This is a genomic window from Pseudomonas eucalypticola, assembly GCF_013374995.1.
GTDB classification, from domain to species: domain Bacteria; phylum Pseudomonadota; class Gammaproteobacteria; order Pseudomonadales; family Pseudomonadaceae; genus Aquipseudomonas; species Aquipseudomonas eucalypticola.
Window position 1 is genome coordinate 4455225 of the sequence record NZ_CP056030.1, and the last position, 17514, is coordinate 4472738.

At 62.7% G+C, this 17514-nt stretch carries 24 protein-coding genes and 1 tRNA gene; 10 read left to right on the top strand and 15 right to left on the bottom strand.

What is annotated here, in order from left to right:
* Window positions 1-245: 245 nt before the first annotated feature.
* The gene (locus HWQ56_RS19690; protein ID WP_003234260.1) at window positions 246-458 is read left to right on the top strand and encodes a cold-shock protein; all 213 of its coding nucleotides are present in this window, start codon (window positions 246-248) and stop codon (window positions 456-458) included.
* A gap of 69 nt (window positions 459-527) precedes the next feature.
* Here HWQ56_RS19690 and HWQ56_RS19695 read toward each other — a convergent pair whose 3' ends face one another.
* The gene (locus HWQ56_RS19695) at window positions 528-860 is read right to left on the bottom strand and encodes an I78 family peptidase inhibitor (RefSeq protein ID WP_158155793.1); all 333 of its coding nucleotides are present in this window, start codon (window positions 858-860) and stop codon (window positions 528-530) included.
* 122 nt (window positions 861-982) lie between these two features.
* A complete protein-coding gene (locus tag HWQ56_RS19700) occupies window positions 983-1285 on the bottom strand; it encodes a hypothetical protein (RefSeq protein ID WP_158155795.1) in 303 nt (100 codons plus the stop codon).
* Window positions 1286-1422: 137 nt separating this feature from the next.
* Between HWQ56_RS19700 and HWQ56_RS19705 the strand changes: the two genes are divergently transcribed.
* The gene (locus HWQ56_RS19705; RefSeq protein WP_158155797.1) at window positions 1423-1665 is read left to right on the top strand and encodes a hypothetical protein; all 243 of its coding nucleotides are present in this window, start codon (window positions 1423-1425) and stop codon (window positions 1663-1665) included.
* A 33-nt stretch (window positions 1666-1698) separates the two neighbouring features.
* Here HWQ56_RS19705 and rbsD read toward each other — a convergent pair whose 3' ends face one another.
* The 6 genes from rbsD to HWQ56_RS19735 are packed head-to-tail and all read right to left on the bottom strand — an operon-like array spanning window position 1699 to window position 7620.
* Window positions 1699-2103 carry a D-ribose pyranase gene (gene rbsD, locus HWQ56_RS19710; protein WP_158155799.1) on the bottom strand — a complete coding sequence of 135 codons (405 nt, stop codon included), beginning with the start codon at window positions 2101-2103 and terminating at the stop codon, window positions 1699-1701.
* Window positions 2100-3020, bottom strand: coding sequence for a ribokinase (gene rbsK, locus HWQ56_RS19715; RefSeq protein ID WP_176571571.1), 921 nt, complete (start codon window positions 3018-3020; stop codon window positions 2100-2102). The genes rbsD and rbsK overlap by 4 nt, the downstream gene beginning before the upstream one ends.
* Window positions 3021-3036: 16 nt before the next feature.
* Window positions 3037-4062: a LacI family DNA-binding transcriptional regulator gene (locus HWQ56_RS19720; RefSeq protein WP_158155802.1), complete on the bottom strand. Its 1026-nt coding sequence runs from the start codon at window positions 4060-4062 to the stop codon at window positions 3037-3039.
* A gap of 3 nt (window positions 4063-4065) precedes the next feature.
* Window positions 4066-5058, bottom strand: a complete 993-nt coding sequence (locus tag HWQ56_RS19725) for an ABC transporter permease (protein WP_176571572.1) — start codon at window positions 5056-5058, stop codon at window positions 4066-4068.
* Window positions 5055-6608, bottom strand: a complete 1554-nt coding sequence (locus HWQ56_RS19730; protein WP_176571573.1) for a sugar ABC transporter ATP-binding protein — start codon at window positions 6606-6608, stop codon at window positions 5055-5057. Before HWQ56_RS19730 ends, HWQ56_RS19725 begins: the two co-directional genes overlap by 4 nt.
* A 55-nt stretch (window positions 6609-6663) precedes the next feature.
* The gene (locus tag HWQ56_RS19735; protein WP_176571574.1) at window positions 6664-7620 is read right to left on the bottom strand and encodes a sugar ABC transporter substrate-binding protein; all 957 of its coding nucleotides are present in this window, start codon (window positions 7618-7620) and stop codon (window positions 6664-6666) included.
* A gap of 356 nt (window positions 7621-7976) precedes the next feature.
* Here HWQ56_RS19735 and HWQ56_RS19740 point away from each other — a divergent pair, with 356 nt between their 5' ends.
* The 3 genes from HWQ56_RS19740 (at window position 7977) to HWQ56_RS19750 (ending at window position 9766) form a co-directional block, all read left to right on the top strand.
* Entirely contained in the window at window positions 7977-8219 is a 243-nt protein-coding gene (locus HWQ56_RS19740) for a DUF1654 domain-containing protein (RefSeq protein WP_158155810.1), read from the top strand.
* A 78-nt stretch (window positions 8220-8297) separates the two neighbouring features.
* Entirely contained in the window at window positions 8298-9359 is a 1062-nt protein-coding gene (locus HWQ56_RS19745) for an endonuclease/exonuclease/phosphatase family protein (protein WP_245217787.1), read from the top strand.
* 77 nt (window positions 9360-9436) lie between these two features.
* Window positions 9437-9766, top strand: a complete 330-nt coding sequence (locus HWQ56_RS19750) for a hypothetical protein (RefSeq protein ID WP_158155814.1) — start codon at window positions 9437-9439, stop codon at window positions 9764-9766.
* A gap of 3 nt (window positions 9767-9769) precedes the next feature.
* Here HWQ56_RS19750 and HWQ56_RS19755 read toward each other — a convergent pair whose 3' ends face one another.
* Together HWQ56_RS19755 and HWQ56_RS19760 are read right to left on the bottom strand one after the other, a co-directional pair.
* Entirely contained in the window at window positions 9770-10291 is a 522-nt protein-coding gene (locus tag HWQ56_RS19755; protein ID WP_176571575.1) for a GNAT family N-acetyltransferase, read from the bottom strand.
* A 61-nt stretch (window positions 10292-10352) separates the two neighbouring features.
* Window positions 10353-10922 (bottom strand): SPOR domain-containing protein, encoded by a 570-nt coding sequence (locus HWQ56_RS19760; protein WP_158155818.1) that lies wholly within the window; start codon window positions 10920-10922, stop codon window positions 10353-10355.
* 132 nt (window positions 10923-11054) lie between these two features.
* On the opposite strand from HWQ56_RS19760, the gene HWQ56_RS19765 reads away from it, so the two are divergent.
* Together HWQ56_RS19765 and HWQ56_RS19770 are read left to right on the top strand one after the other, a co-directional pair.
* Window positions 11055-11351, top strand: coding sequence for a DUF6388 family protein (locus tag HWQ56_RS19765; RefSeq protein ID WP_158155820.1), 297 nt, complete (start codon window positions 11055-11057; stop codon window positions 11349-11351).
* A 65-nt stretch (window positions 11352-11416) separates the two neighbouring features.
* On the top strand, window positions 11417-11560 hold the full coding sequence (locus HWQ56_RS19770; RefSeq protein WP_158155822.1) for a hypothetical protein: 144 nt from the start codon (window positions 11417-11419) through the stop codon (window positions 11558-11560).
* Here the strand turns inward: HWQ56_RS19770 and HWQ56_RS19775 are convergent.
* The 3 genes from HWQ56_RS19775 to HWQ56_RS19785 all read right to left on the bottom strand — a co-directional run bounded on the left by HWQ56_RS19775 (window position 11557) and on the right by HWQ56_RS19785 (window position 13127).
* Window positions 11557-12195: an SPOR domain-containing protein gene (locus HWQ56_RS19775; RefSeq protein ID WP_176571576.1), complete on the bottom strand. Its 639-nt coding sequence runs from the start codon at window positions 12193-12195 to the stop codon at window positions 11557-11559. The genes HWQ56_RS19770 and HWQ56_RS19775 overlap by 4 nt on opposite strands.
* Before the next feature lie 367 nt (window positions 12196-12562).
* Window positions 12563-12910, bottom strand: a complete 348-nt coding sequence (locus HWQ56_RS19780) for a hypothetical protein (RefSeq protein WP_158155826.1) — start codon at window positions 12908-12910, stop codon at window positions 12563-12565.
* 140 nt (window positions 12911-13050) lie between these two features.
* Window positions 13051-13127 (bottom strand) — tRNA-Val (locus HWQ56_RS19785).
* A 176-nt stretch (window positions 13128-13303) separates the two neighbouring features.
* On the opposite strand from HWQ56_RS19785, the gene HWQ56_RS19790 reads away from it, so the two are divergent.
* On the top strand, window positions 13304-14587 hold the full coding sequence (locus tag HWQ56_RS19790) for an NAD(P)/FAD-dependent oxidoreductase (protein WP_158159086.1): 1284 nt from the start codon (window positions 13304-13306) through the stop codon (window positions 14585-14587).
* 45 nt (window positions 14588-14632) lie between these two features.
* Here the strand turns inward: HWQ56_RS19790 and HWQ56_RS19795 are convergent, their stop codons facing one another.
* Window positions 14633-15262 carry a peptidase C39 family protein gene (locus HWQ56_RS19795; protein ID WP_158159087.1) on the bottom strand — a complete coding sequence of 210 codons (630 nt, stop codon included), beginning with the start codon at window positions 15260-15262 and terminating at the stop codon, window positions 14633-14635.
* A gap of 269 nt (window positions 15263-15531) precedes the next feature.
* Here HWQ56_RS19795 and HWQ56_RS19800 point away from each other — a divergent pair, with 269 nt between their 5' ends.
* The gene (locus HWQ56_RS19800; RefSeq protein WP_176571577.1) at window positions 15532-15708 is read left to right on the top strand and encodes a hypothetical protein; all 177 of its coding nucleotides are present in this window, start codon (window positions 15532-15534) and stop codon (window positions 15706-15708) included.
* 1 nt (window position 15709) lies between these two features.
* Here HWQ56_RS19800 and HWQ56_RS19805 read toward each other — a convergent pair whose 3' ends face one another.
* Window positions 15710-16453 carry a TerC family protein gene (locus HWQ56_RS19805; RefSeq protein WP_158159084.1) on the bottom strand — a complete coding sequence of 248 codons (744 nt, stop codon included), beginning with the start codon at window positions 16451-16453 and terminating at the stop codon, window positions 15710-15712.
* Between the two features lie 114 nt (window positions 16454-16567).
* On the opposite strand from HWQ56_RS19805, the gene nhaR reads away from it, so the two are divergent.
* On the top strand, window positions 16568-17461 hold the full coding sequence (gene nhaR / locus HWQ56_RS19810) for a transcriptional activator NhaR (RefSeq protein WP_176571578.1): 894 nt from the start codon (window positions 16568-16570) through the stop codon (window positions 17459-17461).
* The last annotated feature ends 53 nt before the right edge of the window (window positions 17462-17514 follow it).

Below are 17514 nucleotides of genomic sequence, written 5' to 3' on the forward strand. Positions count from 1 at the left end.
CTGAAACCAGGTCGTGACGGGTGAAATTCTGTGTTTTTTTTCGGCTTTTTTTTGCCCCCGATTTCGCCGCCAAACCCAATGAAATCAAGGGTCTGACGGCGTCAGCGAGGCAAGAACGAAAAAATAGCTGAGACAAATGCGCATCTAAAGAGCTATTCAGTCGAACAATTAGACTATGATACCTCCGTGTGCCCAGTTGGCCTGAGCAGCACAGCACTACTTAATATGTTTCTTGGAGATACACCATGTCTAATCGCCAAACCGGCACCGTAAAGTGGTTCAACGATGAGAAAGGCTTCGGCTTCATCACTCCTCAAGGTGGCGGTGACGACCTGTTCGTACACTTCAAAGCTATCGAATCCGACGGTTTCAAAAGCCTGAAAGAAGGCCAGACCGTTTCGTTCGTGGCTGAGAAAGGCCAAAAGGGCATGCAAGCTGCTCAAGTTCGCGGCGAGTAATCTCCCGAGCTAGAAAAAACCCGTCTTCATGACGGGTTTTTTTGTGCCTGGCGTTTGCCCCCGGGGGTATCAGCCGCAATTGACTCGGGTGACGTTGCCCGTGCCATCGGCGTTGAGGTTCAGCCGGTCGGAGCGGTACTCCAGGGTCATGACGTCGTTGGGCTTGAGAATGCGAGCCACCTGCGAGCCCGAACGGGTACGCGCTTGCTCCAGCAACTGCGGAGTGGCAGGTTTGCCGACGGCAAATTGCGCCGCTTCGGCATGACAACGACCGTCCGATGCGACCGCCGGGGCACTGGCCGCGGCCGACTCCGTGTTACCCGAACCACCGCCATTCGACGCACAACCCGCCAGGGTCAGCGCCGCCAGCAGGGTTACCCATGATGCACGCATGCAGGACATGAAGCCTCCTTGTGAGAAATAAGATCTGCCCCTGTGCGACAACTCGATGACCGCCAGGTTGCATGAAACGACAAGTCTGCCCCACCCTGCCCGTGGCGGCGCGAGGCAATCGTGTCCAAATGTTAATAAACGTCGATGTAGTCCAGCGGTGGATTCGGCCAGTTTTCCCGCAGGGCGTTGAATATCTGGCGCACCCACACGTCGTCGCACGCGGCAATCGGCCCCACGCAGCCGGAGCCTTTGGCCCAGGTCTCCAGGCGGAAGCGCAAATCGTCTATATCCGTGCCGCCCACCGTCGTGGACAGCCAGGCAATGCCGGCCTTGCTGACCCGCAACTGGTTGTGCACATCGTTGTCGCCGGCGGCAATCAATCGCCGTACAGCGTCGAGGGTGAAATCGGTCGGGTCGTTCAAATCAATGCGCACAGGGTTGTTCCGGCCAGGCAAATAAGCGCCAGTTTGGCACGAACGTGGCTTTATGCCTAAGTAGGAGTGCCAAAAATCGTGGCGCGTGATTTACTGATGGCACTCTTGTCCCTTCCCGCTCAGGTAGCTTCTGCACCATGGCCAACGTAACCGTAGACGCCGACATCAAAGCCAAATGGCCTCAAGGCCAGTGCTCCTATAGCCCGGGCAACCCAGAGGAACTGACGATCATCGCCATCGACCTGCTGGTCAAGGAACTGGGCACCCCTGGCGCGCAGTCGTTCATCGAGCAGGTGTTCGGGAAGTATGCCGGCGAGCACGGCCATTACGCCGCGCCGCCCAAGGTTGCGCCGGCAGAGCCTTCAGTCCTTTCGGGCTGAAGCCGCAACCCCGGCCGCGCAGCGTGCGTACAGTCAGAACGTGACGCCTGCCACCAGGATGATATTGCTGTACGGCTGACATTCGCCGGTTCGCACCACGGCCCGTGCCTGGCGGGTCAGTTGCTTGAAGTCCTCGTGCGCCATGGCCTGGCGCGCACCCAGCAGCCCTTCCCCGTTCAAACGCTCCAGGCTCGCCAACGCCGGCGGCGCCTTGGCGAAGATCTCTTCGGCCAGTACATGGCGCTCCACCTGCATTTCACTGAGCACCACACGCAGGGTACCGATGAAATCCGGCACGCCGGGGGTCAGTGCGAGGTCGATCAGCTCCACGCCGGGGGGTACCGGCAAACCGGCATCACCGATGACGACCAAGTCTCCATGACCCAAGGAGGCGACAAGCCGCGACAAAGCGATGTTCAACAACGGTGTTTTCTTCATGGCTGCACAAAACCTCTGACTTCGGCCAGCGACGGAATCGACGGCTGAGCGCCCGCACGGGTGACCGACAACGCAGCGGCCACCTGGCCAACCGCGATGGCCTCCCGCTCCCCTTCCCCACGGGCCAGCGCCGCGGCAAACGCACCGACGAAGGTATCCCCTGCGGCGGTGGTGTCCACGGCCTGCACACGCGGTGCCGGGAAGTGGATGAAGCCACTGCCATCGGCGAACAGTGAGCCCAGGGCGCCCAGGGTAATGATGACCTTGCGCGCACCAGCGGCCAGCAGGTAGATGGCGGCCTGCTCGGCACTGGCCACGGAGTCGACGCGTACCCCGGTCAGGGCGAATGCCTCGCTTTCATTGGGAACGAGGTAATCGACCGCCCGGTACCAGGCCGCGGGCAAGGGCCCACTGACCGGTGCCGGGTTGAGGATCACTGTCTTGCCCAGGACCCGACCGCGCTCCAGGGCGAAGGCCACCGTGTCCATGGGCACCTCAAGCTGGCAGACCAGGACCTCGGCCTGCTGCAATAGCGCGTCGGCGTCCTGCACCCGCTGGGGACGGACCTCGCCGTTGCCCCCCGCGACGATGACAATGTTGTTCTGGCTGGCGTCGTCCACCACGATCAGCGCCACGCCGCTGCTGACCCCAGCCACGCTCGCCACGGCCTGGCAGTCGATGCCTTCTGCCAGCAGCGCACCGCGCAATTGCTCACCATAGGCGTCATCGCCCACGCAGCCGATCATCGCTGTCGGCGCACCCTGGCGCGCAGCGGCCACCGCCTGGTTGGCACCCTTGCCACCCGGCACCGTGGCGAACGACGTTCCCACCACGGTCTCCCCGGGCTGCGGCAAGCGCGCCGCGCGGGCCACCAGGTCCATGTTCAAACTGCCTACAACCACGACTTTCGCTTGCATGTGCCTGCACTCTGATTCAGCGGTATTCATTGAAAAGGTCCGTGCGCGGTGCGGTGGATTCACGCAGCACGATGCTGGGGGCGACGATCTGCTGAGCCACGCCTTCCCCCACTTTGCCCCCGATGCGAGCCAGCAGCCGCTGGGCGGCCTGCTCCCCGAGCTGGCGGATGGATTGCCCCACCGTGGTCAACGCCGGGTACACATAGCGGCACAACTGGATATCGTCGAAGCCGATGACCGACAACTCCCCTGGCACCCTGATGCCACGCTCGGCGGCGGCCCGCAGCACGCCCATGCCGATCATGTCGTTGGCGGCGAACACCGCCGTGGGCCGCTGGGGCCCATCGAGCAATGGACCAGCGGCCTGGTAGCCACCGGGGCCGGTGAAGTCGGTTTCCACCAGGCGGCCAGCGCTGGGCTCGACGTTGAATTCAGCCAGCGCCCGGTGGTAACCGGCCTGGCGCATCTGCGCCACACTGGTGTCGGCCGGGCCGTTGATGCAGGCGATGTCCCGGTGCCCCAATTCCAGCAAGTGACGGGTGGCCAGATAGCCGCCCAACTCATGGTCGATGCGCACCAGGTCCGCCTCCACGCCCTCCAGGCTGCGGTCGACGATGACCATGGGCGTGCGCACGGCCGCGAGGCTGCTGAGCAGGTCGCCGTCCTTGCCCACGGACGCCACGATGAGGCCGTCCACACGCTTCTCCAACAGCACGCGCAGGTAGCTGCGCTGTTTCTGCGGGTCATCATCGGAGTTGCACAGAATCACGCAGTAACCATTGCGCTCGCAACAGTCTTCGATACCCCGGGCCAGTTCGGCGAAATACGGGTTGATGCTGTTGGGCACCAACAGGCCGATGGTGGCCGTGCTGCGCGCCTTCAGCGAGCGTGCCACGGCACTGGGCACGTAATCCAGGCTGGCGATGGCCGCCTCGACCTTGAGGCGCACCGGTTCGCTCACCGGGCGTGTCTTGTTCAACACATGGGAGACCGTGGTGTAGGAAATGCCCGCCAACGCGGCGACATCTTTGATCGTCGCCATGGCTCAGCTCCGCTTGCGAGCGCGATGGCTGCGATAGGTGTCGAGCACCACGGCGACCACGATCACGGCACCGGTAATGATCCGCTTGGTCGGCTCGGTAGCACCGATTTGCGCCAGCCCCGCGGCCAGCACCGAAATGATCAGCACACCGAAGAAGGTACTGATCACCGACCCTCGCCCCCCCATCAGGCTGGTGCCGCCGATCACTACCGCGGCGATCACCTGCAGCTCCAGGCCAGAACCAGCGTTCGGGTCGGCGGCCTCCAGGCGGGAAATCTGGAACAGCGCCGCCAACCCAGCCAGCAGCCCCATCAGCGAGAACACCAGAATCTTGTAGGGTCTGGGATTGATGCCGGCCAGGCGCACCGCCTCTTCATTGGTGCCGATGCCGATCAGGTAGCGGCCGAACACCGTGCGGGTCAGCACCGCCTGGGCGACGATGATGACCACCAGGGCAATGATGAAAGACGGCGAAATGCCAACCGCAATAGGGTCGGACAGCCAGGCAAAGGCATCGCCGATGTAGGCGGTGCGCGAATCGGTCATCTGGTACGCCACGCCCCGGGCCATTTCCAGTACACCCAGGGAGACGATGAACGATGGAATACGCCAGGCCACGGTAATGGAACCGGTGACCGTGCCGGCCAGGGCCGCGCAGCCCATGCCCAGCAGCGCCGCCGGCAGTACGCTCCAGCCCCAGCCGAGGATCGCCACGCTGACCGCCGAGGCCGCTAGCGCCAGCACCGACCCTACCGACAGGTCAATGCCGCCAATGATCAGCACAAAGGTCATGCCCACCGCCAGCACCATCAGGTCAGGTATCTGGTTGGCCAGGGTGCTGAACGTGTTATAGGACAGGAAGTGATCGCTGAGCAGCGAGAACAGCACGATCATCGCCACCAAAGCACCGGCCAGGCCCAGGTAGGTGCCCAGCCCGAAATAAGTGCCACTGCGCCTGGCCGCGGGTTTCGCATCAGGTAATACGGAGGTCTTCATGCAAGGTTCCTGGGCGCTGTATCACTGACCAGCGCATCTCGTTTTTGATAACCGGCAAAGGCGGCAGCCAGCAGTTGGTCCTGGGTCCAGTGGTCACGCTCGAACGTGTCGATCAGGCGGCCCGCCGACAGCACCCCGATACGGTCGCAAATCAGCATCAGCTCGCGCAGGTCACTGGACACCACCACCAGGGCTTTGCCCTGGCGCGTCAATTCCCCCAGCAAGGCGTAGATGTCGAACTTGGCACCCACATCGATACCACGGGTAGGCTCGTCAAACAGCAGCACCGAGCAGTCACGCTCCAGCCAGCGGCCAATCACCACTTTTTGCTGGTTGCCGCCAGACAATTGCGACACCAACTGGTCCGGGCTGGAACTGCGAATGTGCATGGCCTGGATCTGCCGTTGCGCCAGCTGGCGCTCGGCGCCACCGTGCACCACACCGGCCGCCGAAATGGCCGGCATGTTGCCCAGGGCGATATTGGCGCTGATGGACTGCGACAGCAGCAGGCCTTCGCCCTTGCGGTCCTCGGTGATCAGGGCGATGCCATGGGCCACGGCATCGGCGGGCGAACGAATGGCGGCCTTGCGCAAGGGCACGCCCACTTCCACATGGCCACTGTCGGCGGCGTCGGCCCCGAAGATCAGGCGCAGCAGTTCGGTACGGCCGGCGCCGATCAGTCCGGAGATACCGAAAATCTCGCCCTTGCGCACCTCGAACGACACGTCATGGACCCTGCCAGCGCGGCTGAGGTTTTTCACCGCCAGCACGGGGTCGCCGATGTGCCGGGCGCCCAGGTCGATGTGCTCGCCCAACTCACGGCCCACCATCAGGTTGACCAGTTGTTCGCTGTCGTAGCGACGCATGTCATCCACGCACACCATCTGGCCATCACGCAGCACGGCGATGCGCTGGGCTACTCGTGCGAGCTCTTCCAGGCGATGGGAGATATAGACAATGGCCACGCCACGGGCCTGCAGGCGGGCAATCTGCTCGAAGAGCATTTCCACCTCGCGCGAGGTGAGCATGGCCGTGGGTTCATCCAGAATCAGCACATGGCAGTCGCCGATCAGGTTGCGGGCGATTTCCACCATCTGCTGATGGCCGATACCCAGCTCACCCACCAGGGTATCCGGGTCGATGGCTTCCAGGCCTACCTGCGCCATGGCATGCACGGCCGCTTCGCGCAGGCGCTTGCGGTCGATCCAGCCGGCACGGCTGGGCAGGTTGTCGAGAAACAGGTTTTCCGCCACCGACAGGGTCGGCAACAGGTTGAGTTCCTGCATGACCATGCGCACGCCCAGCGCTTCGGCGGCGGCGCGGCTGACCGGGCGGTACGCCTGGCCCTGGTAGTGCATTTCACCCACGGTGGCGGTTTCCAGGCCGCCGATGATCTTGGACAAGGTGCTTTTGCCGGCGCCGTTTTCCCCGGTCAGGGCCAGCACCTCGCCGCGCACCAGGCTCAGGTCGATGCCCGACAGCACCGGCTGAGCGTAGGTCTTACCGATACCACTGACCGAGAGTACGACGTTCGGGGCAGCAGCTGACATAGCGATTCTCCAGGCGCCCACCCAGGACGGGCAGGCGCGGCAATGCAAGGAAGGCTCAGGGCTTGGTGACCAGCTCTACCGGTGTTTCGATCACGCCATTGGCGGCGCCATCGACCGGTTCGTGCTTGAGCATCTTCAAGGCCGCCTGAATACCGAAGACCGCCTGCTTGGCGGCGAACTGGTCAGCGGTGGCCAGCACGCGACCGTCCTTGAGCATTGGCTTGATGGCATTGATGTTGTCGTAGCCCACCACTTGCACCTTGCCCGCCTTGCCCGCCGCGCGAACGGCCGATACGGCGCCCAGGGCCATGCTGTCGTTGCCCGCCAGCAACGCCTTCAGATCGGGATATTCGTTGAGCATCGCCGAGGCCACGGCGTTGCCCTTGTCGATTTCCCAGTTGCCCGACTGGGTGGAAACGATCTTCATGCCCGCGGCGTCCATCGCATCCTTGAAGCCCGCAGTGCGTTGTTGGGCATTGGTGGTGGTAGGCACCCCTTCGATGATGCCCACCTGGTCGCCGGCCTTGAGCTGTTTGGCCAGGTATTCACCCACCAGGCGCGCGCCTTTGCGGTTGTCGGGGCCCACGAACGGCACGCTGATGTCCTTGCTCTTGAGCACGGCGGGGTCGAGCTGGTTGTCGATGTTGATCACCGTGATGCCGGCGTCCATGGCCTTCTTGATCACCGGCACCAGCGCCTTGGAGTCGGCCGGGGCGATGACCAGGGCGTCGACCTTGGAGACGATCATCTGCTCGACGATGCGAATCTGGTTGGCGGTGTCGGATTCGTCCTTGATTCCGTTGGAAATCAGGTCAAAATCGGCTGGATGGCTTTTCTGGTAGTCCTTGGCGCCGTCTTCCATGGTGAGGAAGAATTCGTTGGCGAGCGACTTCATCACCAGCGCCACTTTTGGCTTGGCGGTGTCGGCAACGGCTTGAGACAGGGGCGCGACCGCACAGGCGGCGGCCAACAGGGATGCAGCGAGAAAACGTCCAGCGACTGGCAATTTCATGGGGTCACTCCGAGCTTATGATTATTTTTGTGCAAGCTGAGGTGCGCAGCGTCGGGCTGAAAGGTTAAAGCAGGATAATTCAGCGCAAACGTTTGCGTTATCGAACTATGAGGACGGCTAGGGTTATTTGTCAACAGGAACTCTGGTTTGCAGCACTCCCCAGATCGGGCGCCAGCCGATGTCAAGAAGGGGCAACACTCAAGCGCCCACCGCCAAGGCCCGCGAAAAAAATACTTTCCTCCCACGCAGCAAATCCCCTTTTTCACTGTCACAAGCGCTCTTCTTCAGCCGACCAGTTGCGAAAATGCCTACAGTAAAATACTGTATGCGCATACAGCAAAAACAAGGAATGCTTCGTGGCTACCACTTCCCCTTCCCCGCTCGACAGTTACCAGCAGCTCGGCCTGCGCATTTCCAAGATCATCAACTCGCCCACGGCCCAGAAAGCCAAGTCGGCGCTGATCTTCAAGCTGGAGCACGAATCACCCGAGGACTGGGCGCAGTTGCTGGAGGAGATCGGCGAAAACGACAACGTCACCCTCGCCTGGCGCGACGATGGCGGCGTGCAGATCTTCTGGGTCGTGCCCAAGGAAGACTGAGCCCCGCCCGCTACACCGCTTAACGGCGCGCGCCACACAGGCACGCGCCTTCCCCTCGCTATTTGATTGGAAGCATGCATGTTCAGAACACTCACCACGGCGCTGCTGGCGCTGATGCTCGTCTGCGGCCAGGCGTTTGCCGATGTCCGCATTGGCACCTGGAACCTGGAGCACCTCAGCGTGCGCCCCGGCAAGGATTTCGCCAGCATCGCGAAGGTGGCGCAGAACGTCGACTTTCTCGCCGTGCAGGAACTGATGAACGAGGACGGCCTGACCGCCTTGCAAAAAGCCCTGGAGCAGGCCACCGGCAGCAAATGGTCGGCGATGGCTTCCCACGCCACCGGGCGCAGCTCCTACAAGGAGATGTATGGCTTCGTCTGGCGCGACGATGCCGTGGCCTATGAAGACGGCGCCGTGACCTACCTGGACAAGGGCGACCACTTCGAGCGCGAACCCTACTCGGCGCGCTTCCGCAACCTGAAAGACAACACCGCCTTCGTCGCCGCCACCGTGCACATTCACTACGGCAAGACCGTTGCCGACCGCACGAAGGAAATCGCCGTGCTGGGGGATTACTGGGACTGGCTCAAGAGTGTGTATGACGGCAACACCAACATCATGCTGATGGGCGACTTCAACACCCCACCCACATCCACTGCCTGGGCCGGCCTGCGCACCAGCGCGCGGCCGCTGATGCTGCAAGGCGCCAGCACCCTGTCCACGACCGATGGCCAGTTCTCCAACCTCTACGACAACATCTTCGTGGCCAACGAGAGCACCATCAAGGTCAAGACCGTGCAGGTGTTCGATTACCCCAGCTACCTGAAGATGAGCAACGCCAAAGGCCGGTCCAGCGTTTCCGACCACGCACCGATTTTCCTCGATGCCGTCATGGGCGGAAAAGCCAGCGGCAAGGCGACGCCGTTCGCCAGCACAGCACCGGCCAGCAAGCCGCAGGTCGCCAGCGCCGACAGCAGCACCGCTGCCACCGGCCCGGTGCGTGGTAACCGCAACTCCCAGACGTACCACCGCCCGGATTGCCCGTCCTACAACACCATTGCCGCGAAGAACCGGGTTGAATTCGACAGCGAGGCAGCAGCGCTGGCGGCGCATTACCACATCGCAGGTAACTGCCGCTGACACGACGCCTGAAAGCTACCAGCGCCTGCTGGACCAGCGTAACAGGCTGAAATTCAACCCGTGAAATGAGAGGACCTATGCGACGTTTAGCCTTGACCCTGGCAACCCTGCTGTTGGCCGCCACCGCCAACTCGGCGATGGCGCGGAATCTGAACCGTCACGAAGTGCACATGTGCAAATGGGGCGCCGACGTGGCTCGCCATGCCCAGCAGGAAAAACTGTCGGGCGTGACGCTGTACAGTGCTCGGCGCAAGCTGGCGCACCAGCGCTTCAGTCAGCCATGGATGCGCAGCATGGCCATGGGCATTACCGAACAGACCTACCACAGCCGCTCGCGCATGCGACCGGCCGCGGTGGGCAAGACCTACCTCGAAGGCTGCGTGCGCCACGAACGGGCACGTCGCTAAGGGTCAGGGGTGTGAACTGCGCAGGCGCGCCATGCTGAAGACATTGGTCAGCCGGCCGTCGCGCAGGGCGTAATCGCGCAGCTCACCCTCTACTTCGAAACCGAACTTGCCGTACAGGGCCAGGGCAGGCTCATTGTCGGTATACACCGTCAGCTCCACCCGGCGCAGCCCCATCCAGTTGTCCGCCACTTCCAGTACGGCACTCATCAGCCGCGTTCCCACGCCCTTGCCCTGCCATCGTGGCGCCACGCCCATGCCCAGGGAACCGCTGTGGGCCAAGCGCACGCGCTCGCTCTGCCAGAGCGAACAGTGGCCCACGACCTGACCCTTGTCCGTAGCCACCAACGCTACCCGTCGCTCGCTGTCGGCGCCCGTCGCCAGGCGCTTGCTCCACACCTCCACGCTCGCCCAGGGCATCTGCAACACCTGGCGCGTAACGGCCGGGTGGCCATAAAGCTCGGCCAGCCCTTGGGCGTGCAAAGCGGTCGCGGGTTCGATGCGGATCTCGTCGGCATGGCCAGTCATGGGCTGCTACTCCTTGTGCAGTGGAGCCCGAGTGTAGGCGAACCGCGTCCGGCGATGCCAGTCAGTTGGCCTGGTGCGGTGCCACCACTGACTTGATGCCCTGGGCGGCGAGCAATTGCGTGCGCTTCTGCTCAGCCTCGTCCCGGGTCTTGAAGGGGCCCAGGTAGACCGTCTGCTTGCCGTCGCGGTCGGCGACGCTGGCAATGAAGCCGTTCTCGATCAGGCGCGAGGTCATGTCACTGAGCGCCCCCATGTTGGCCCCCGCGACGATCTGCACTTCCCAGCCATTGGCCGACTCGACCGCAGCCGGGGCGTCGGCCGCCTGGGCCACTTCCTGGCCTTCACCACACACCTGGCGGACCTTGGGATTGTTGCCGTCTTCGTCGATGACCGCGGTAAAGCCGTCTTCGGTCTTGATGGCGGCGTAGTTACGGTAGCCCTCGAACTTGCCCGAGGCATCCTTCTGCCGCACCTGGCCACAGACATCACCCTTTGGCGTGGTGCGCACGTTGGTGAAACGCGCGGTCTTGGGGTTGTCCAGATGCAACAACACCGCTTTCGCCGATTCCTCGACCGCACTGCCACAGCCTGCCAACATCAATACCGCACCCACAGCCATCAATTTGCGCACGCGCCGACCTCCCGAAAATGATCCGCCGATTTTACCACTGTTCGCCGTGCAGGTAGCGGCCGCGCGCACTTCCCGCCACCGCGCCTCTGGTCGATAATGGCCTGGCTTTTCACCGCCTGATCAGAGACCACCATGATTCCCAAAGAAACCCGCAGCCAGCTCGCCCTGGACAAATTTGCCGCCAGCCAGCCGCAGTTGCTCGACGAAATCAAAGACTTGAGCGCCAAGGAACAAGAACAGCAGATTCAATGGGCCTTCGATGACCAGGCCGAAGAGCAGGGTATCGAGCCCTGGGAGCTGACCCTGGAACTGATCGCCACCTCACCGGAGGAGCTTAGGGCCATGCGCCTGGAAGTGCATCAGGAAGTTGCCGAGACCCTGGGCATGAGCTGGGAGGAATACTGCAGCTTCAATGAAATCGAACCCTGAAAGCGGGAACCCTCACGCCCGTTGGCCGTTCAAATGGAGCAACGAACACCACGGAGCACAGCCCCATGAACCCCGATAGCGATTTCGACCACGGTGACGAAGCCCCGCTCAACGACTCCGACGAGGGCGAGGCGAATCTGGATACCGAAGAAGCGCTCGCCGACGAGCCGGAAATCATCATCGACGACGGCGTCAACGGCGTCGATTAACCGTGCGCGACCGATGCTGCCGGCAGGTCGCCCACCCCGCGATAGCGGACAATCACGCCGCGCATCTTGTGCTCACGGCGAAGCTGGTCCAGCTTTCGGGTGGCTTGCGAACGGGAGTCAAAGGGGCCGACGTAGACGCGGCTGACGGCGTCTTCGTGGGTCACGTAGGCCGCGTAGCCGTAGCCCTTGAGTTTCTGGCTGACCAGGCGTGCCGAACCGGCACTGGTCGACACCAATTGCACCGACCACTTCACCCCGACAATCTCGCCCACCCCTTTGCTGGCCTCGGCCACGGGGAGTGGCGCTGGCGCGGGTGCCGGCGCCTGGACAGCCGCCAAGGGATAACCACAAGCGGTGGCAGCCTCGGGGTTCCTCGCCTGGGGATCCAGGGTCACCTGAAAACCCTCTGCGCCTTTGCGCGCCAGGTAATGGCCGAAGCCTGAATAGGCGCCATCACTGTTCTTGCCGTTGACCTCACCACAGACACTGCCATCGCCCAGCTCGCGGTCCGCGCGAAACTGCGCCGACCCTGGGTCTTGCAACTGGTAGGCCACGGCCTTGTGGGCATTCTGTACGGCGCTGTCGCCACAACCGGCCACTGCCAGGGCAACCATCATCAAAGAAAGCGTGCGCACGATGAGACCTCCACGAGGGGACTGCACCCTTCATTCTAGCAGCACCACAGGATTTGCCGCGGCGTTCCCTGCCAGACCCGGCCTGACTATAGCCCCCTGCAACGTCCGTTCACAAGGTGTCTAGGCCCGGCCTTCCAGCCTCAAGCACCTGCCCGCCAGCGCGCCGATGCCTACTGCCGAGGCGTAGGAGAGAAAAATGCCGTTGCAGGCTTCTTGCCAATCATGGAGCCCCCCCTTGCAATATATATGACTTGAGCAACACCCCACCGGGCGTCATTGCAGTCAGTGTGTGCAGCTCGCCTGGTGGTGAGAATGCTCTCCTGGCAAATCAGAACGCTCCTACAAAGGCCTCCTCAGTTCGCGCGCTCTACAAGCAGGTGCTGAGCGCCGCCAACCGGCGGTTCGACAACGGCACGCCCTGTTCGGCAAAGTAGGCCACCGAGCTGCCGGCACCGGCCTGGCGTACGTCGGCAAAATTCTTCGAGTCGACCATGACGGTCAGGCCACCGTCCTTGCCGGGCTCGGTGTGGGAGTCGGCCGCGGCGCCAGACAGCACTTCGTCCTGCCAGGAGTATTCGATGCACTGGGCAACGTCCTTGGCCGGCTTTTGCGAGGTAAAGGTGCGGTAGGCACCCTGACTGCGCACCTCGTCCATGTTTGCCGACATGCAGCCGCCCAGCGAAACCAGCAGCACGGCACTCAACAGCTTACGCATAGTGTTCCCTCATGTTTGGTCAGGGGCGGACTCTACCACCTGCGGCCCGGATTTGCCCCGCCGGGTTTTCTTCAGGCAAACAAAAAAGGCGACCCCTGAAGGTCGCCTTTTCTACACCGCCCAGCAGAGCGGATTTTGTTTGGTAGGCACGATTGGACTCGAACCAACGACCCCCACCATGTCAAGGTGGTGCTCTAACCAACTGAGCTACGTGCCTGCTGTGAGGCGGCATTCTACGGATTTGCACCGGCGTGTCAATCGCTTTTTCAGCTAACCCACTGAAATAGCCGAATTTTTTCTAAAGATCAGCGTTTCAAGTTAGCGCTGGAATACCGTTTTCAACTCAGGTACGATTTGCCAACACGTCAAAAATATAAAACAGAGGTTGCAGCAATGGCGAACACCCCCTACCCACAGTCCTACTACGCCGCATCAGCCAATGCCGCGCCTTCACGCCCATCCTTGCAAGAAGAAGTGCAAACTGACGTGTGCATCATCGGCGCTGGTTACACCGGACTGTCCAGCGCACTGTTTCTTTTAGAGAACGGCTTCAAGGTCACCGTGCTCGAAGCCGCCAGGGTCGGGTTTGGCGCGTCAGGGCGCAACGGCGGCCAGATCGTCAACAGCTACAGCCGCGACATCGACGTCATCGAACGCACCGTCGGCCCCAAGCAGGCGCAACTGCTGGGCAAGATGGCCTTCGAGGGCGGGCGCATCATCCGTGAGCGGGTGGCCAAGTACAACATTCAGTGCGACCTGAAGGATGGCGGTGTGTTCGCCGCCCTTACCAGCAAGCAAATGGGCCATCTGGAGAGCCAGAAGCGCCTGTGGGAACGCTACGGCCACACCCAACTGGAGTTGATGGACCAGCGCCGCATTCGCGACGTGGTGGCATGCGACCAATACGTGGGCGGCATGCTCGACATGAGCGGCGGCCATATTCACCCGCTGAACCTGGCCCTGGGCGAGGCCGCGGCGGTGGAGTCGCTGGGGGGCACCTTGTATGAACAGTCACCGGCCGTGCGCATCGAACGCGGCGCCAACCCCGTGGTGCATACGCCCCATGGTCGGGTCCGCGCCAAGTTCGTGATTGTCGCGGGCAACGCCTACCTGGGCAACCTGGTGCCAGAACTGGCCGCCAAATCGATGCCCTGCGGCACCCAGGTGATCACCACCGAACCCCTGAGCGACGAACTGGCCAAGACCCTGCTGCCACAGGACTACTGCGTGGAGGACTGCAACTACCTGCTGGACTACTATCGCCTGTCCGCCGACAAGCGCCTGATCTTCGGCGGCGGCGTGGTGTATGGCGCCCGGGATCCGGCCAACATCGAGGCCATCATCCGTCCCAAGATGCTCAAGGCCTTCCCGCAACTCAAGGACGTGAAGATCGACTACGCCTGGACCGGCAACTTCCTGCTGACTTTGTCGCGCCTGCCCCAGGTCGGCCGACTGGGCGACAACATCTACTACTCCCAGGGTTGCAGCGGCCACGGCGTGACCTACACCCACCTGGCCGGCAAAGTGCTGGCCGAAGCCCTGCGCGGCCAGGCCGAGCGCTTCGACGCTTTCGCCGAGCTGCCGCACTACCCGTTCCCCGGCGGCCAGTTGCTGCGCACGCCACTGACCGCGCTGGGCGCCTGGTACTACAGCCTGCGCGACCGCCTGGGCTTCTGAGAACACGCCCCCAAGCAAAACGGCACCCTAGGGTGCCGTTTCGCCTTAGCGGGTGTTCAATGCCCGCGTGGCTTGTGCCGCCGCCTGCTCCTGGCCGGCTTGGGCCAGGTCGTTGGCGGCCTTCAGCCAGCGCTGCCGGTCGACATTGGCCGGCAGTTGGCCCGGCTTCTGCACCAGTACGGCCCAGTGCCCGGCGTCTTTCCAGGCCGAGTTGAAATGGGCGAAATCCATCAGCTTGCGCCGTTCATTGCCCGAGCGCAGCAGCACATGCTGCTTATAGCGGTCGTAACCCACCAGCAACGCATAGCGCGGACTCGTCCAGATCGAGCCTTCCGTATAACGCAGCAGCACCGGATAGCCGGCGGCCACCTGGGCGAACAGCGCGGGCAGATCGTCCTGCAGCGGGTAAACGACCATGCCGTACGCTTGGGCAGTGGCGGCCAGGGATGCCTGCAAGCGGTCCTCGCCGCCAGGCAGGTGCAAAGACGCGTCCAGCAGACCTGGGGTGATGATTACACCCTGTTGCGACAGCGCACTGGCCAGGGCCATGGAAGCGCCCTGTTCGGTGTCCCCGCGAAAGAACGGCACACTGTTGAGCTCGACCCGGTCCGGCAGCCCCTGGATCGGTGGCGCCGGCGGCGGGTGGCCCGCGCAGCCGGCAATGGCCAGCACCATCAGCACCGGGGCGAACAGGTTGAGCAAAGGGGTCTGGAAACGGGCAAGTCCCTGCAAAATAGCCTCACTCGGGTTCAAACGCCGCCCCCAAGGCGGCCAGGGCCCTGATCATAGGCCCCAGCTGCGACCGGGTATAGCCTTTGCCGGTAGTTTCCTACAGCCCATAGAGCCAAATAGCCCAAGCGTTGCGACCTTCGGTCAATAGCCTGAAACACGCCACCGGCTAGACTGTCACCTGTAGAGACCGTTGATTGCCTGAGGAGGCACACATGAGCCTGACCATGGCCATCGTCATGATGATAGGCGCCTGGCTATTGGTGGCCGCCGCCATGCTGTGGGGCGTGATGCGCATCGCCCGCCGTCATCACCACCCGGCGCCATCGGCTGCCCAGCGCCAGCCGCTGGACAAGCCCGACAACCGCCCCGCCTCCTCGCCTTCGGCCTGACCTACAGCCCCTCGCGCTTGCGCCGAGCCCGGCGCGACAACATGTTCAACCCTTCCACCAGCGCCGAGAACGCCATCGCGGTGTACACATACCCCTTGGGCACATGGGCACCGAAGCCTTCGGCAATCAGCGTCATGCCAATCATGATCAGGAAGCCCAACGCCAGCATCACTATCGTGGGGTTATCGTTGATGAACTTGGCCAGCGGCTCGGCGGCCAGCAACATCACCATGACGGCACAGATGACGGCGATGACCATGATCGGCAAGTGCTCAGTCATGCCCACCGCGGTCACGATACTGTCGATGGAGAACACCAGGTCCAGCATCAGGATCTGACAGATGGCGCCAGCAAAACTCGCCGCTACCTTACCCCCGACACTGGCCTCCTGCTGTTCCCGCGGGTCGACGCTGTGGTGAATCTCTTTCGTCGCTTTCCATACCAGGAACAAGCCGCCGGCGATCAGGATCATGTCCTTCCACGAGAAGGCCTGGCCGAACAGCTCCACCACCGGTTCGGTGAGCTGCACGATATAGGCCACGGTACTGAGCAAGCCCAGGCGCAACACCAGCGCCATGCCAATGCCCACGCGCCGGGCGCGCGCCTGGAATTGCTTGGGTAGCTTGTTGGTGAGAATGGAAATGAAGATCAGGTTGTCGATGCCCAGTACGATTTCCATGACGACCAAGGTGGCCAGGGCGATCCAGGCGGTAGGGCTTGAAACGAGTTGCAACAGATAATCCATAGGGGAGCCGCTCATGATGCCGAGAAGATGAGCATCAGTGTAGGAAAAATAACACTGCGAAAAAATTCGTATTTTTACCCGTTATACTTCGGCTTTAACGAATCGGCTGCCGTCATGCTCAATTATCGTCAATTACATTACTTCTGGGTGGTCGCCAGGACCGGCAGCGTCACCCGCGCCGCCGAGCAGCTGAACCTGACGCCGCAGACCGTCAGCGGCCAGATCACCCTGCTCGAACAGACCTTCGGCGTGGCCTTGTTCCAGCGCGTGGGACGGCAGCTGGAACTGACCGAAACCGGGCGCCAGGCCTTGCCCTATGCCGAGCAGATGTTTCAGCTGGGCGATGAGCTGCACAACGTGCTGCGCGCCCAACCGGGTCAGCAAGCCCTGGCGTTGCGAGTGGGCGTGGCCGACGTGGTGCCCAAGTCCATCGTCTACCGGCTGATCGCGCCGAGCATGCAGTTGGCCGAGCCCGTGCACATTACCTGCCGTGAAGACAAGCTCGAACGCCTGCTGGCGGACTTGGCGGTGCAGCGGCTGGACCTGGTGATTTCCGACAGCCCCATGCCCGCGCACCTGGACATCAAGGGCTACAGCCACAAGCTGGGTGAATGCGGCATCAGCTTTTTCGCGACCCAAGCCTTGGCCGAGCGCTACGGCCCTGGCTTCCCGAACAGCCTGGACGGCGCCCCGTTGTTGATTCCCGGGCAGGAGACCATGGTGCGCAGCCGCCTGCTGCGCTGGTTCGCCGAGCAACTGATTCAGCCACGCATCGTCGGGGAATTCGACGACAGCGCACTGATGCAGGCCTTCGGCCAATCGGGCAGTGGCCTGTTCATCGGCCCCAGCGCCATCGCCGAAGAGGTACAGGCGCAACAGGGGGTGTGCCTGATTGGCCAGACCGAAATGGTGCGTGAATCGTTCTATGCCATCTCGGTAGAGCGCAGGGTCAGCCACCCGGGCATCGTCGCCATCACCGAAGGCGCGCGCCGGGAGCTGTTCACTTAAGCAGGGGTTGCCAGTCGCGGGCGCATCAGCAGCCAGACCGATGCGTTACCCAA